9 protein-coding genes are annotated in these 15,572 nt (G+C 38.1%); all 9 read left to right on the top strand.

From position 1 onward, the window contains the following. Window positions 1-250 precede the first annotated feature (250 nt). The 9 genes from rfbB (at window position 251) to PAT01_RS16090 (ending at window position 15,561) form a co-directional block, all read left to right on the top strand. Complete coding sequence (gene rfbB, locus PAT01_RS16130) at window positions 251-1,330, top strand: dTDP-glucose 4,6-dehydratase (RefSeq protein WP_138579908.1); 1,080 nt, start codon at window positions 251-253, stop codon at window positions 1,328-1,330. 39 nt (window positions 1,331-1,369) lie between these two features. Beyond that, on the top strand, window positions 1,370-2,593 hold the full coding sequence (gene manA, locus PAT01_RS16125; RefSeq protein ID WP_154945816.1) for a mannose-6-phosphate isomerase, class I: 1,224 nt from the start codon (window positions 1,370-1,372) through the stop codon (window positions 2,591-2,593). 44 nt (window positions 2,594-2,637) lie between these two features. After that, complete coding sequence (locus tag PAT01_RS16120; RefSeq protein WP_138579910.1) at window positions 2,638-4,053, top strand: mannose-1-phosphate guanylyltransferase/mannose-6-phosphate isomerase; 1,416 nt, start codon at window positions 2,638-2,640, stop codon at window positions 4,051-4,053. Between the two features lie 162 nt (window positions 4,054-4,215). Continuing rightward, on the top strand, window positions 4,216-5,250 hold the full coding sequence (gmd, locus tag PAT01_RS16115) for a GDP-mannose 4,6-dehydratase (protein WP_154945815.1): 1,035 nt from the start codon (window positions 4,216-4,218) through the stop codon (window positions 5,248-5,250). After that, on the top strand, window positions 5,234-6,136 hold the full coding sequence (locus PAT01_RS16110) for a GDP-mannose 4,6-dehydratase (RefSeq protein WP_154945814.1): 903 nt from the start codon (window positions 5,234-5,236) through the stop codon (window positions 6,134-6,136). Before gmd ends, PAT01_RS16110 begins: the two co-directional genes overlap by 17 nt. A 91-nt stretch (window positions 6,137-6,227) precedes the next feature. Next, window positions 6,228-7,466 (top strand): hypothetical protein, encoded by a 1,239-nt coding sequence (locus PAT01_RS16105; protein ID WP_154945813.1) that lies wholly within the window; start codon window positions 6,228-6,230, stop codon window positions 7,464-7,466. Window positions 7,467-7,565: 99 nt separating this feature from the next. Further along, window positions 7,566-11,267, top strand: coding sequence for a glycosyltransferase family 4 protein (locus tag PAT01_RS16100; protein ID WP_154945812.1), 3,702 nt, complete (start codon window positions 7,566-7,568; stop codon window positions 11,265-11,267). A gap of 80 nt (window positions 11,268-11,347) precedes the next feature. After that, window positions 11,348-12,766, top strand: a complete 1,419-nt coding sequence (locus PAT01_RS16095; protein WP_154945811.1) for a phosphomannomutase — start codon at window positions 11,348-11,350, stop codon at window positions 12,764-12,766. Between the two features lie 44 nt (window positions 12,767-12,810). Further along, entirely contained in the window at window positions 12,811-15,561 is a 2,751-nt protein-coding gene (locus tag PAT01_RS16090; protein ID WP_186807296.1) for a glycosyltransferase, read from the top strand. Window positions 15,562-15,572 lie beyond the last annotated feature (11 nt).

Below are 15,572 nucleotides of genomic sequence, written 5' to 3'. Positions count from 1 at the left end.
GTAACTTCTCGGTTCAGCGCGCAGGGCTTCTATGTCCTCGGTGGTAAAATGGTTTGGGCTAAAGCTCATAAAGTGATGAGAGATTATCATCACCAAGAATACAATGAAAAAACAGTAGCAATTGCAGGCGCAAGAAAAATTATCTAGTGTAGGCAAATAATGAATTGGACTGAGGGCTTTGCCCCTATCGGTGCATAACAATACTTTCAATGTCAAACACTTAAAGTGAAATTTATAAAGCGGAAAAAAAATGACAGTAAAAAATCTACTAGTAACAGGTGGAGCAGGGTTTATCGGTGCAAATTTTGTTCATTACTGGCTTGCTAACCACCCAAAAGACAAAGTAATAGTGCTTGATGCGCTTACCTATGCAGGTAATAAAGCTAACCTTGATCTAGTAGAGAACAACCCAAATATGACCTTTGTACACGGTGATATTTGCGATACAGCATTAGTAGAAAGTCTAATTGATATGTATCAACTAAACACCATTGTACATTTTGCTGCCGAGTCGCATGTAGATCGCTCTATAACTGGGCCGGACGCATTCATAGAAACAAACATACTTGGTACATATAGCTTATTAAAGGCAGCTAAAAAAAAGTGGATAGACGAGCCGAAAGAGGCTGGTTATGAGCCTTCGGTACATCGCTTTCATCATGTAAGCACTGACGAAGTCTACGGCACGTTAAGCGCTACCGATCCAGCTTTTACTGAGGAAACAGCCTACGCACCAAATTCACCATATTCAGCATCTAAAGCGGCGAGTGACCATTTAGTGCGCGCGTACCACCATACTTATGGCCTTGAGGTAACAACATCAAACTGCTCTAACAACTATGGGCCGTACCATTTTCCCGAAAAGTTAATTCCTTTAATCGTAACCAATATTTTAAATGATAAACCGCTGCCGGTATATGGTGATGGCAAGCAAATTCGTGACTGGTTATACGTAGAAGACCACGCCCGTGGTATAGAGCTGGTACTACAAAAGGGGCGTATTGGCGAAAACTATAACATTGGTGGCAATAACGAATGGGCCAATATAGATATAGTTAAACTAGTGTGTAAAGTAATGGGTGAAAAGTTTGCTACAAACCCAGCGCTTGCAAAGCGTTTTCCGAACGCTAAATCGGCTATAGCAAATAACGTCGAGCAGCTCATTACCTACGTAGAGGACCGCGCTGGGCACGACCGTCGTTACGCTATTGATGCAACAAAAACCAATAACGAGCTAGGTTATGTACCGGCAGAGAGTTTTGAAACCGGTTTTGCTAAAACACTAGATTGGTATTTAGATAACGAAACGTGGTGGGAAGTACTTTTATAAAATGTACCAAGTCGTTTTTACTAATAAAGAGCTATCTGCATGACAGTTTATCATTTAGAAAACCCCATAATTAATAACGATTGGGGTTGCCCTAAAACCATGGTCGAATTGTATGGGTATCAAAACCCTGACAACCGACCATTAGCAGAACTCTGGATGGGAGCACACCCTAAAGCGGTGTCGTTTGTCAATTTAAATAACAAACAGCAAATGCCGTTAAGCGAGTTAATTGCAAACGAACCGGTGGCCGTGCTAGGTCCAAAGTGTGCTAACAAGTTTACTAACGAACTGTCTTTTTTATTTAAGGTGTTATCGGCCGATTCGCCGTTGTCTATTCAAAGTCATCCAAATAAAGCACAGGCAATAGCTGGATGGGAAAAAGAAAACATAAAGAAAATCCCCTTGTCGGCACCGCACCGAAACTACAAAGACAAAAACCATAAGCCAGAGCTTGTTTATGCGATAACCGAATTTCATGCTTTAAATGGTTTTCGCCAATATAGCCAAATAATTGAACTATTTGATTTAATTAAAGGACCTAAGTTAGGTTTGCTAATTAATAAATTAGCTGATTCGTTAAACTCTGATGGTTTAAAAAATTTTTATGAAGCGCTGATGACCCACCCAGAGCCAGGTGAATTGGTGTATGAAGCTATACATAATATTGAGATACGCTTTAATAAGAATGAAGATTCTAAAGAATTTCAAAGACTTTGGCAGTTAGCTATTGAGCTAAATACAGAATATCCAGGGGATATTGGTGTGTTAAGCCCGTTTTTAATTAACCACATAATATTGCAGCCTGGTGAAGCAATGTATTTGAGTGCAGGAACGTTACATGCTTACTTAAAAGGTACTTCACTTGAAATAATGGCTAACTCTGATAACGTTTTACGCGGTGGTTTAACACATAAGCATATTGATATTAATGAGCTATTGCATACCACAGTGTTTAAACCAATAGACCATAACAACTTAAAAATAGCATGCACGTCTTTAAATGAATACGAGCAATGCTTTTGCACCGATGTAGAGGATTTTCAGTTGAGTATTGTTTCTTTGGAAAATAATTCTTCTAAGCTGTCCTGCAAAGTCCATTCTGCTGAGATTTTATTTGTTATAGAAGGTGAGGTCGCTGTTATTGCGGGCAATAATAAAAGTTTAACTTTAAAGGCAGGTCAAAGTTGTTTTGTATCAGCACAGAGTAAAGCTTATCACTTAAAAGGTAAGGGGCAAGTTGCAAGAGCAAGTACACCCAATTAAACATATATTAAAAAGAATTTTTATGAAATTGAAAGGATAAAGCAATGATCTTACCTGTAATTATGTCAGGTGGAAATGGTTCACGGTTATGGCCATTATCACGTAAACAGCATCCTAAACAGTTTTTGTCATTAATTGGTGAAAGCACGATGTTACAAGAAACCATTTTACGCTTAAAAGGGCTAGAAACACTTGCTCCGTCAATTATATGTAATAAAGGCCACCGTTTTGTAGTTGCAGAGCAACTAAACGAAATTGATGCACTTGGCGGTGATATTTTATTAGAACCACAAGGCCGAAATACAGCCCCTGCGGTTGCTTTAGCGGCTATAAAAGCCATTGAAAAAGGTTCTGATCCGTTACTGCTTGTGTTAGCAGCTGATCATGTTATTACCGATATTAACGCGTTTCATGAAGCAATAAAGCAAGCCCAAGCATGCGCAGAAACCGGTCGGCTAGTGACCTTTGGTATAGTGCCAGATAAGCCAGAAACCGGTTACGGTTATATACGCAGTGGTAAAAAAATTAAAGGTAGCGATTGCCTAACCGTTGAAGAGTTTGTAGAAAAACCAAATTTAAAAACAGCAACAAGTTATGTTGAGTCGGGCGAATATTTTTGGAACAGTGGTATGTTCTTATTTAAGGCCAGCACCTACATTCAAGAGCTTGAAAAACACCAGCCAGAAATACTTACGGCATGTAAAGCCGCAATACAAAATGCAGTAAACGACTCTGAGTTTGTGCGCGTTGATGCTGAAACATTTTTAACCTGCCCAGACGACTCAATCGATTACGCTATCATGGAGCAAACAGAGCATGCCGCAATGGTGCCGCTGGATGCCGGTTGGAGCGATGTAGGCTCGTGGTCATCAATTTGGGAAGTAAAAGAAAAAGACGAAAACCAAAATGTAAAACGCGGTGATATCAAAAGCATAGATACCAAAAATTGCCTAGTAGACGCTCGAGATAAGCTAGTTGCTACCGTGGGGGTTAGTGACTTAGTGATTGTGGAAACTAGCGATGCCGTATTGATAGCTGATAAATCACGTGTGCAAGACGTTAAAAAAGTAGTTGAGCAACTAAATCGTGACGAACGCCTGGAATCGGTACAGCACCGTACAGTCTATCGCCCTTGGGGGCACATAAACTTACTACAACGCGGCGAGCGTTATAAATCAAAGCAAGTCACTATTAAGCCCCATGCACGTTTATCGCTGCAAATGCATTACCATCGTGCAGAGCATTGGATTGTAGTATCGGGTACGGCAAAAGTGCGCTGCGACGATAAAGAATCGCTAATAACCGAAAATCAATCAACGTATATTCCTATTGGTGCAGTGCATTCAATAGAAAACCCAGGCAGTATCCCACTAGTAATGATAGAAGTACAAACGGGCTCGTATATCGCCAAAGATGATATAGTACGCTTAGAAGATTTGTATGGGTTTGATAAAGATTGATACGCGTTAGTGAGATATAAATTTTGCATAATAGCACCTGTAATAGTAGGTGAGTAAGGCTTTAGTAAATTTAAGCTTTATGCAAATAAAATATGTTTACAGATATTTATAACTCGTTTTATAAATAAAAAATATATTCCATTTATTTAAAAGAGAAACTACATGAAAACAGCAATTGTTACAGGGATCACCGGTCAAGATGGCGCTTACTTAGCGGAGCTATTACTTGAAAAAGGCTACAAGGTTTACGGTACATACCGTCGTACAAGCTCTGTTAACTTTTGGCGAATAGCTGAGCTAGGTATCGAAAACCACGAAAACTTAGAGCTAGTAGAGTACGACCTTACCGATTTATCATCGTCTATAAGACTATTGCAAACAACCAATGCAACTGAGGTATATAACCTTGCAGCCCAAAGTTTTGTAGGGGTTTCGTTTGAACAGCCTGTTACAACGGCAGAAATTACTGGGCTTGGTCCAGTAAATCTTCTTGAGGCTATAAGAATTGTTAACCCTAAAATTAGATTTTATCAGGCTTCTACGTCAGAAATGTTTGGTAAAGTGCAAGCAATTCCTCAAGTAGAAACAACGCCATTTTACCCAAGGAGCCCTTACGGTGTCGCTAAGCTGTACGCTCACTGGATGGTAATTAACTACCGTGAGTCTTACGATATATTTGCAACAAGCGGTATTTTATTTAACCACGAATCACCTTTGCGTGGGCAAGAATTCGTAACGCGTAAAATTACTGATTCAGTAGCTAAAATTAAACTTGGTAAATTAGATGTACTAGAGCTTGGCAACCTAGATGCTAAACGTGATTGGGGTTATGCAAAAGACTACGTTGAAGGTATGTGGCGTATGCTGCAAGCTGATAAACCAGATACCTACGTACTTGGCACAAACAGAACTGAAACCGTTCGTGATTTTGTTACTATGTCGTTTAAAGCTGTGGGCATTTCGTTAGAATGGTCAGGCAGCGAAGAAAACGAAGTGGCAAAAAATGCTGAAACAGGTGCAATTGTAGTTAAAATTAACCCTAAATTTTACCGCCCAGCAGAAGTAGAACTACTGATTGGTAACCCAGAAAAAGCACAAAAAGAGCTAGGCTGGACGCCTAAAACAACACTTGAAGAACTGTGTTCTATGATGGTTGAGGCAGACTTACGGAGAAATAAAATTGGATTCTCATTTTAATAATAGAGTTCTGATCACTGGTATAGGCGGCTTTACAGGCCGCCACTTAAAAAAGCATTTAGAAAAACAAGGTATGGAGGTATACGGCACCACGTATACCTCATCTTCTATGGAAGATACATTCCCTGTAAATTTAACTGATGCAGCCAGTGTGCTTGATATAATTAACAAAGTAGAGCCTAGCTATATTGTTCATTTAGCAGCTATTTCGTTTGTTGGGCACGGTGATGCAGCAGAGTTTTACCGCGTTAATGTAGTGGGTACAGAGAATCTGCTGCAAAGTGTAATAAAGTCAAAAGCTAATGTTAAAAAAGTTATTGTAGCCAGTAGCGCTAATATTTACGGTAACACCGATGTTGATTTAATTTCGGAAAGTTTTCCGCCAGAGCCTGTCAATCATTATGCATGCAGTAAAATGGCCATGGAAAAAATAGTGGCTAATTATTACACTAAATTGCCAATAATAATTACTCGCCCGTTTAATTACACCGGGGTGGGGCAAGCTGAGCATTTTTTGGTGCCTAAAATAGTTTCACACTTTAAGCAGCAAAAAAGCGAAATAGAATTAGGTAATTTAGATGTTTACCGAGACTTCTCTTCTGTTGACTTTGTAGTGAATGCTTACGCTAAATTATTACAATCAGATGTTAAAAGTGAAGTATTTAATATTTGTAGTGGTAATAGCTACTCATTAAAACAAATAATCGAAAGCTTAGAAGCACAAGCAGGTTACAAAATTAATGTTTCTGTTAACCCCGCTTTTGTGCGCGCCGATGAAGTGAAAAAAATTACAGGTGACAACAACAAGCTATTAAATTTATTCCCTGAACTAAAAGTGATTAGGTTAGAAGAGGTATTAGAAAGTATGCTACTCGTTTCTGAATAGCGTTTACCAATAAAAACCTTTGATATTGATAAATTTGCTCTTAATAGAGCTGTAATTAATAGGGATGTTGCATTTGAATAGGGGGTATAAAATGAAAAAAAAATTTAAAATTGCTTATGTGCATATGGGCTCTGATAAAACGGGGTCTACAACACTTCAGTCATTTATGGACAAGAATAGGGGTCTACACGAATCTGTTTATGGCATTTGTTATGCCCCTGAAATATGGCACGCAAGATTTGCTTCTTTCTTTAGCGGGTCTGATAGAAATTTCATTCATAATGTTGAGTCAGAGCTGGTTGATGAAAAGGAGATTATCCCCTTAGATAGAGAGTATATGTGTTCTCTTGAAAATTACATTATGGAAATAGACAAATCAAACGTAATGGTTTTTTCCTATGAAGGCTTCCATTGCTTAACTGTCAATGGTTTATTTAAATTAAAAAATTATCTACTTCAGTTGGCTGATCAAGTGAAGCTGATATATTACGTCAGATCACCCTGCTCTTACGCTATTAGCGGTATGAGTCAATATATTCGTTCAGGTAGGGCAGTCAACGATCACCCCCCAGTTCAACCATATAAAAACTACTTAAGTAAATTTCAAGAAGTATTTAGTAAAGATGAAATTGTATTAAAGAAATTCTCAAGAAATGATCTTTACATGAATGACATAGTCCCCGACTTTTTGAAAATCCTGAATGAAAGTTATAATTATAGTAACTATCTCAGTAATAAAAAAACGGAGAATGGAAGTTTATCTGGTTTAGCTTGTTTTGTTGGTAATAGGGTAATTAAAAAGTATTTTTCTTCAGACCCACGTAAAGATCATAGCCCCTTTGAATTAGGGCGTCGGTTACTTCCTCATTTACTTAATATAAAGGGGGATAAATTAAAATTAACTCCTGTGCAATTTAATAATGTGTTAACTAACAGCCAAGAAAGCACTGACTATATTAAAAATGAATTTGCTTTAGATCTTAATGAAGACCAGATTAAGTTTATTTATAGTGCTGAAGAGTTGTCAGAAATAAATTCAAATATTTTCCAGAGTAAAGTCGATAGTATGGCAAGTCGTATTTTAAAGTTCATTACGATGGCTGAAGGAAATATAAAAGAAAAGGTGCACTTAAATATTGATTCTGTATCTTTTAATGATATTAAAAACAACCAAGATATTGACTTTCTAAGGGATGAAGCTGTTGCATTTGAAAACTCTGATTTAAATAAGGCATATAAATTAATGCAATTAGCTTATAAAGCTAGGCCGGAAGGTCCCTTTATTAAAGCTAAATTCATGGAGTATCGGGCTAGGTTATCTAAAGGTTAGTTTATGTTAAATAGCTTAATAAAAGTTGTTTTTAAATGATATTTTTAAATATCTTTTTTAATTTTTTGCACACAGTATTAATCAAAATTGGAAAGTAATATGAAAATTTGGGTAGATGGGCAGTCTCTTCAAACAGCGAGTAATGTTCGTGGTATAGGCAGGTACGTGACTGACTTTTTGCAAGCATTATCTACTAAAAATGTAGAAATTACAGTGTCATTGAATGGTTCCTTACAGCAGGAAGTTATCGCAACTCGTAACTATTTGCAAAAAAACATCCCCAACATCACGATTAAAGTGTGGTATGGGGCTACCCATAACTCAGAAAATATTGCTGCTTTTACTTTAGAGCGAATGCTTGATGAGAAAATGTTAGCTGCTCACATCAATGAGATAAAACCTGATATTGCCCTATCAGCAAGCCCTTTTGAAGGTATTTCTGACAGAACAACCCCTTTTATTAAAGTTAAAAGCTTAGAAGGGATTAAAACGGCCTGTATATTTTACGATGCTATACCTTATCGCTATGAAGATATTTACTTGCAGGATTTAAACACTAATAAAGCTTATTTTCGCAGGTTCGAGGAGATAGCTAATTTTGATACCGTGTTGTGTATATCTGACTTTACTCAAGATGAATACCTAGATATTTTTAATAAAACTAATAGTGCGGCTATATCCGCTGGTATTTCTGATGAATTTAGTCAGTTAGTGAATGAGTGGCAGTATGATAATACGTCTATTGGTGCGAAGCTAGGACGCTATGTAGTGTATGTAGGAGGGTTGGATTGGCGTAAAAATGTATCTTGCTTAGTAGAAGCTATGGCAAATTTACCCGAGTGCCAATCTGGTGAACTAAAACTTGTGCTAGTAGGTGAGTTTGGAAATGAGCATTTACTTCCGCTGAAAAATATATTTGATGAATTTGATATCCCCCAAGAGTGTTTGCTATCAACAGGCTACATTGAAGATAATGAGTTAGTTGATATATATAAAAATGCGCTAGTTGCTGTACAGCCTTCGCGTATGGAAGGGTTTGGCTTGGGAGCGCTAGAAGCTATGGCATGCGGAACGCCGTTTATATCTGCTTTTGGCGGAGCCGTAGCTGAAGTGGTGCAAAATAAAGAGCAACTATTTGACCCTGATAAACCTGCAAGCTTGTCTGCTTTATTACAAAAACTACTGACAGACGAGTCATTTAAAAATAAAATTGTTAAGCACGGTCATCGCCGACAAAAAGAGTTTTCTTGGGATAAAACAGCCGCTATCGCGATGCATGAATTTGAAGCGTTGGTTAAAAATAATGTAAATGCTAACAATAAACTTAGTAATCAGCTAACTAAAGTTGAAGATGCTCCGCGCTTAATAATGGATGTTACATCGACTGCTCAAAGCCCTATTTTATCGGGTATTCAGCGCGTTATGCATAATGTCTCTAATGAGTTATTAGCTCAAAATACAAACTCTAATACAGAGGTTGTATTAAGTTATAGCCAAAATACTAAAGATTGGTATCAATTAACCAACTTAAATAAAGAGTCTGTTAAATTAAGCCCTTTTAATCGACTTCAATATAATCAAAATGATTCCTATTTGTTACTGGATAGTTCTTGGACATTTTTAGAAGGGCAGCGGCAACGACTAGCTGAAGCATTAGTTATGGGGCAGGAGGTTGTCAATGGCGTTTATGATATTGGCCCTTTAACTATGTCTGCTATGACATCAGAAGGTATGCCTCCGGTATTTCGCTCTTGGGTTGAGTTTATTCTTGGCTATTCGACCGGTATTGTGTGTATATCAAAAGCAGTTGCCGATGAAATGTATCAACTCATTAAAGACATAAAGCTACCTCGCCCAATGAAAATTGGTTACTTTAGGCTTGGCGCTGATTTTGCCGATGTAAAACCCGATGCATCTGAACTTGGGTTTACTAAAACACGCCCCACCTTTTTAATGGTCGGCACGATAGAGCCTCGTAAAGGGCAATACTATGGCTTAAAAGCCTTTGAACAACTGTGGGATCGTGGCGTTGATGTAGATTTAATTATAGTCGGTAAAGTGGGGTGGGACACTAAAATGCTCCAAACCACCCTCGAGAATCATCCTGAAAGAAATAAGCGACTATTTTGGTTGAATGGCTTGTCTGATGCGGGGTTAGCTGCTGCCTATGAAGAGGCAGATGCACTAATAATGACCTCTTATTTGGAAGGGTTTGGCTTACCAGTAGTAGAAGCTGGGCTGCACAATACTCCCGTAATACTTTCTGATTTGCCTGTGTTTCACGAAGTGGGCGAAGGCGCACCCAAAGCAAGTTATTTCACACCAGGGTCGGTAAGCTGCTTAGCGCAAGCGGTTGAACGCTTTATTGACGAGGAACTAAGTACGGATTATAAAAATGTGCCGGTAAACTGGCCTACGTGGAGTGAAAGTGCGCATGAATTAAAAGACGTGGTACTGAACAATAACTGGTACAAGCATTATGAGCCTGAGCAGGTTTTACCTAATGTTAAGCTTAACGACATTGGCCAAGTAACAATTGATAAAGAGCTTACTGAAAACGAAACTCAACATACGTTAACCGTTATTGAAGGGCCGTTTTTGTCTGACGATGGAAGCCATTTACGTATTGCTGTGGCGGTTAAAAACGAAAGCGATTTGTTGTGGTCTAGCAATATTGGCGTACCAAGTGGCCGTGGGGTTAACCTAAGTTACCACTTATATGATAGAGAAGGTAATAGCATATACTTTGATAACCCGCGTACACAAATACCGTTTGTATTGCCGCCAGGTCAAGAAATTATTATGCCGATTAGAATTGACTCTGATTACTTAACCAAGGGCGCTTATATTGTGGGTCTTGAGCTGGTCCAAGAGGGGGTAAGGTGGTTTGGCAATGAAGTGAAAATTGATTTACTAAAGCCTGCAGTACAATCTACGCCCCCAAAATTAGTTGTCGATGAAAACTTTTTTAATGTAAAGAGTCCTGAACTTTTATTTTTCAGGGGGCCATTTAGCAATAACAACGAACCAGGCAAATACTTTATATTTTCTGTTTTAAATTGCGATAATGAGACCTTACACTACGCCGATAATAAGGACAGCAACTTTACCTATTCATTCATAGATGGGGAAGGTGTTGAGCAGCATAAAGGTATTTGGGCGGTTAATAATTTTGACGAAATAGAAGGCTATAACTTTGGTTACCTTTCTTTATTTGTAAGCGAAAAAACACTTGAAGATAGTGAGTCGATACTTATTACGTATAATAATGTTATATGGACATTTAATATCGCTGAGCAAACAGTCGATAAGATGATTACAAAAGATCACGAAATTAACTATGACTATAAATGGTTAAACGACTTTAATGAAGAAACTTCGAAGAATGAAGATGTTATGGTGTCGTTTGATGCTGATTCTAATATTTCATTACGTGGTTTTAACCAGCTTGAGGGCACCCATGTTTGGATGAGTGACATCGCAGGTGAAGTTGATTTAACGACCGAGTTACCAAAGCGAGCTTTTGTTAAAAAAATCCGAGTGGTGTGTTCACCTTATCATGAGTTAGCAGAGCCAATTGAGTTGAGCCTTTTAATAGGTGATAAAGTTGTAAGTAAAAAACAGCTATCGCATGATTTTATGGAATACATTTACGAACTTGATATCGACGATAATAAGTTTTTAATAAAAAACGACTTTAGGGTTAAGTTCGTAACCACGCAAACAGTTAAAGAAAGTGGTGGCCAGCGAAATTTATCTATATGTTTTGCAAAGTTATCGTTAAATGTTTTAACGGTTTAATTATTCATTTTTCTATTGATAAGGATCGAGTTTCTCGATCCTTTTTATATATATGAAACTCATTTTTGTAAGGTTTAATAGTGTTTAATTCGAAAGACGTTATTTTAAAAAGTGGCATTTCTTTTGGCACTAGCGGTGCCCGTGGCCTAGTTACTGATTTTACACCAGAGGTTTGTGCTGCTTTTACAAGCGCCTTTGTTAATTGTTTAAAGCAGCAGTTTAGCTTTGATACTTTAGCACTTGCTATTGATAATCGCCCCAGTAGCTATGCAATGGCGCAAGCCTGTGCAGAGGCTCTGCGCCAGCTAAATATCGAAGTGATTTATTATGGTGTTATACCCACGCCGGCGTTAGCTGCCGCAGCTATGGCTAAAAACATTCCTTGTATTATGGTTACGGGCAGCCATATTCCATTTGATAGAAACGGGTTAAAATTTTACCGCCCCGACGGCGAAATAGGTAAGCATGATGAACAGCTTATTTTAAGCTCTAATGCTACTTTTGAAGCTATTTCAAACCTCGATGATCTAATTGTAAATGAGGATGCCGCTAAAAACTATATCACACGATATACATCTTTGTTTGATCATAAAATACTCTTAGGCAAGCACATAGGAATATACGAGCATTCAAGTGCAGGTAGAGATTTATATGCTGATATTTTTACTTCGCTTGGTGCTGAAGTAACTAGGCTTGAACGTTCAGACATATTCGTGCCTATAGATACTGAGGCAGTAAGTGAAGAAGACAGTTTAAAAGCACGCAATTGGGCTAACGAATATAACTTCGACTTTATCTTTTCGACCGATGGTGATGGTGATAGACCGTTAGTGGCTGATGAGAATGGCGATTGGTTACGCGGGGATATTTTAGGTTTGCTGTGTGCTCAATTACTCAATATTGAGGCCTTGGCTGTTCCGGTTAGTTGTAATACCGCGATTGAAAAGTCAAACTACTTTAAACAAGTGACACGCACAAAAATAGGCTCGCCTTATGTTATCGCTGAGTTTGAGCACCTGAATGGCCAATATGACAGCGTCGCGGGTTTTGAAGCAAATGGAGGCTTTTTATTAGGCTCCGATATTGTATTTAATGGAGCCCCTCTATCAGCCTTGCCTACACGTGATGCGATTCTCCCTGCAATAATTTTGCTTACAGGGGCTAAAAATACGACTATTTCGAGCATGGTAGCTAATTTGCCGGCACGCTTTACAGCAAGCGATAGAATTAAAGAGTTTCCTACACAGCGTAGCCAATCAATTATAGAAACAAATAAAACAAGCCCTGATGCTCTATTAAATAAGTTAGCGCTGGGGCATTTAATCGTTAAAAGCATTGATTGCACCGATGGGCTTCGCCTTACGTTGACAAATAACGATATAATTCATTTACGCCCATCGGGTAATGCGCCAGAGCTTCGTTGCTACGCTGAATCAAATACAGAGCAAGTGGCACGTGCATATGTTGAGCAAGTGCTTGAAAAAATACAATTAGTTTAATTTTAATTAAGCACTTATAGCGAATAGAATTGGGATAACTGGGTATGTCAGAAGATAAAAATTCAGAAAGCGGTATTGATAATAGTAATTTGATTGGCTCAATAGACACTATTGAAGCTGGTATGGTTTATGGCTGGGCATTTAATAAAGAATTAGATGCGCCGGTGGCTGTGAAAGTTATTGCTGAAGATCGCGTTCTTGGTACCGGTATCGCGAATGAGTTTAGAGAAGACTTAGCGAATGCACATATTGGTAATGGGGCTCATGGCTTTAAGATTGATTTAGTAGAGCTTCCGGTTAATGATGGTCGTGAAGTTACTTATACACTTGTAGAAGCTGATACGTATGCACCTATAGGGAATGCATTATTTAAACGAAAGCAATTAGAGCAGGTATGGAACGTTAAAGTAATTGGGGTACAACATGGTCATGTTGCATTGCATGTAGGTAGCGACAAGCCTATAGGCAATAAAACCTTTTTACTTTTTTATAATAATCAACAAGTTTCAACAAAAGCTATTAGTAGTGATAAAACAACTTTAGAGGTAAACTTACCTTTGCCGCACTTGCTAAGTGATGGTAACTCTCACTTGATTAGTATTGGTATAGTCGGTTGCCCGTATATTGTCGCATCGGGGATTATAGACACACTAGCAATAAAAACACCGTGGCAATATTTAAAAGAAAGTGCGAGTAAGCCGGGGTTTTTATCCTTATCGAGTCAATCTGACAAGCGTTATGAATCTCTTGCGTTTCACTTGCAAGACCTAACCGAAAGTAACTCGTATTTTAATTTAAACGATTTAAATACAGTGCATAAGCTTTTAACCGAAGGGTATGAAAAAAGAAGCGTGTTCCCAACCTTCAATCTACCTAAGTTTAATAATCCTAAAGTATCAATAATTATACCAGCATATAATCAGTTTGCTTTAACTTACCACTGTATTGCATCGATAGCTCTCGCTTATAATAAAACCTCTTATGAGGTGATTTTAGCTGATGACTGCTCTACAGACAAAACGGCTGATGCAGGTAATATTATTGGTAATTTAGTGGTGTCTCGGCATACGGAAAATTTGCGCTTCTTACGCAATTGTAATGAAGCTTCAAAAATGGCTAAAGGTGAGTTTATAGTATTTTTAAATAACGATACTGAAGTTACCTCATTTTGGTTAGATGAGCTTGTAAATAAGCATAACAGTGATCCCCAAATAGGTATGACGGGCTCTAAATTGTTAAATTTAGATGGCTCAATCCAAGAGGCTGGCGGTATAGTTTGGAATAATGGTGTGCCATGGAATGTAGGGCGTAATTCAAACCCTTTAACACCTGAATATAATTACGCGCGTGAGGTAGATTATCTTACGGGTGCCTCTATGTGTATTCGCCGCTCTGTTTGGGAAGAGGTTGGGGCGTTTAGTGAGGAATTGGTACCATGCTATTATGAAGATACCGATCTAGCATTTAAAGTTAGGGATGCTGGTTACAAAACGGTTTACGTGCCACACTCTGAGGTTGTGCACTTTGAAGGCCAAAGTCATGGCACAGATGTAACTAAAGGATTAAAACGCTACCAAATAGTGAACGAAAGCACATTTCGTGAAAAGTGGTTTAAAACATTTAAATACAATGGAAAAATGAGCGTAGATAATTTACGTTTTGAAAAAGACCGCAATATTGAGCAGCGCATTCTTGTTATTGATTATGCTTCTCCTATGCCAAATAAAGACGCTGGTAGTTATGCAGCTATTCAAGAAATCAAGTTAATTCAGTCGTTAGGGTTTAAGGTAACTTTTGTACCAGCTAATTTAGCCCATTTTGGAAAGTATACTGTTGATCTTCAGCGTATGGGAGTAGAAGTCCTTTATGCTCCTTTTTATCATAGTGTAAATCACGTTCTAGAAACGCGTCTTGATGAGTTTAGTGCTGTCTACATTACACGTTATCATATTGCAAAAGATTATGTCGATTACATTCATAATAACTCTGACGCTAAAGTTATATTCAACAATGCTGACCTTCACTTTTTAAGGGAGCTTCGCGCTGCGCTTAAGCCGGGTGCAGCACCAGAACTACTCGAAGTAGCTAAAACTACACGTACAGATGAGCTTGCTGTTTGTGATAAGGTAGATGCAATTTTATGTTATAACGCTACAGAACACGCAGTAATAACTAGTCATATATTAGAAGCTGAAAAATTACATATTACACCTTGGGTTTTAGAGCAAAAAGATCCCGCGCCCGATTTTAAATCTAGAGACGGGATAGCTTTTTTAGGTGGTTTTAATCATACCCCAAATATTGAAGCAGTTGAGTATTTAGCAAATGAAATAATGCCGCTATTGTTTGAGCAGCGCCCAGATATAACTTTGTATGTTTATGGCAGTAATATTCCTAAAAAGTTTGAAGAGTATAATACTGATAATATAAAAATATCAGGGTTTGCTGAAACACTTGATGGTGTTTACCATGACCACCGAATCTTTGTAGCACCATTATTATCTGGAGCAGGTATTAAAGGGAAAGTACTCGAAGCTATGGCTTATGGTACACCAACAGTGCTCACTGAAGTAGCGGCTGAAGGAACTGGCTTATCCCATGAAATAAGTACACTTATAGCTCAAGAGCCTCAAGAGTGGGTAGATGCAATAATAAAACTCTATGATGATAAAAAATTATGGGCTAAGTTTGCTGAGAATGAGCAAACTATTGTTAGAACGAAATACTCTTTTGAGCATGGTCATAAGGCGTTTAAAAAGATTTTTGCAAGCGTTGGCGTATATTCAAGTAATTAAATTTTTAATAT

It is taken from the genome of Pseudoalteromonas atlantica (genome assembly GCA_007988745.1).
Classification (GTDB): domain Bacteria; phylum Pseudomonadota; class Gammaproteobacteria; order Enterobacterales; family Alteromonadaceae; genus Pseudoalteromonas; species Pseudoalteromonas atlantica.
This window is presented reverse-complemented; position numbering and strand designations above follow the sequence as displayed.

Coding starts and splice junctions, on each gene's coding strand:
- rfbB (WP_138579908.1), top strand. CDS start 251: ATGACAGTAAAAAATCTACTAGTAACAGGTGGAGCAGGGTTTATCGGT.
- manA (WP_154945816.1), top strand. CDS start 1,370: ATGACAGTTTATCATTTAGAAAACCCCATAATTAATAACGATTGGGGT.
- PAT01_RS16120 (WP_138579910.1), top strand. CDS start 2,638: ATGATCTTACCTGTAATTATGTCAGGTGGAAATGGTTCACGGTTATGG.
- gmd (WP_154945815.1), top strand. CDS start 4,216: ATGAAAACAGCAATTGTTACAGGGATCACCGGTCAAGATGGCGCTTAC.
- PAT01_RS16105 (WP_154945813.1), top strand. CDS start 6,228: ATGAAAAAAAAATTTAAAATTGCTTATGTGCATATGGGCTCTGATAAA.
- PAT01_RS16100 (WP_154945812.1), top strand. CDS start 7,566: ATGAAAATTTGGGTAGATGGGCAGTCTCTTCAAACAGCGAGTAATGTT.
- PAT01_RS16090 (WP_186807296.1), top strand. CDS start 12,811: ATGTCAGAAGATAAAAATTCAGAAAGCGGTATTGATAATAGTAATTTG.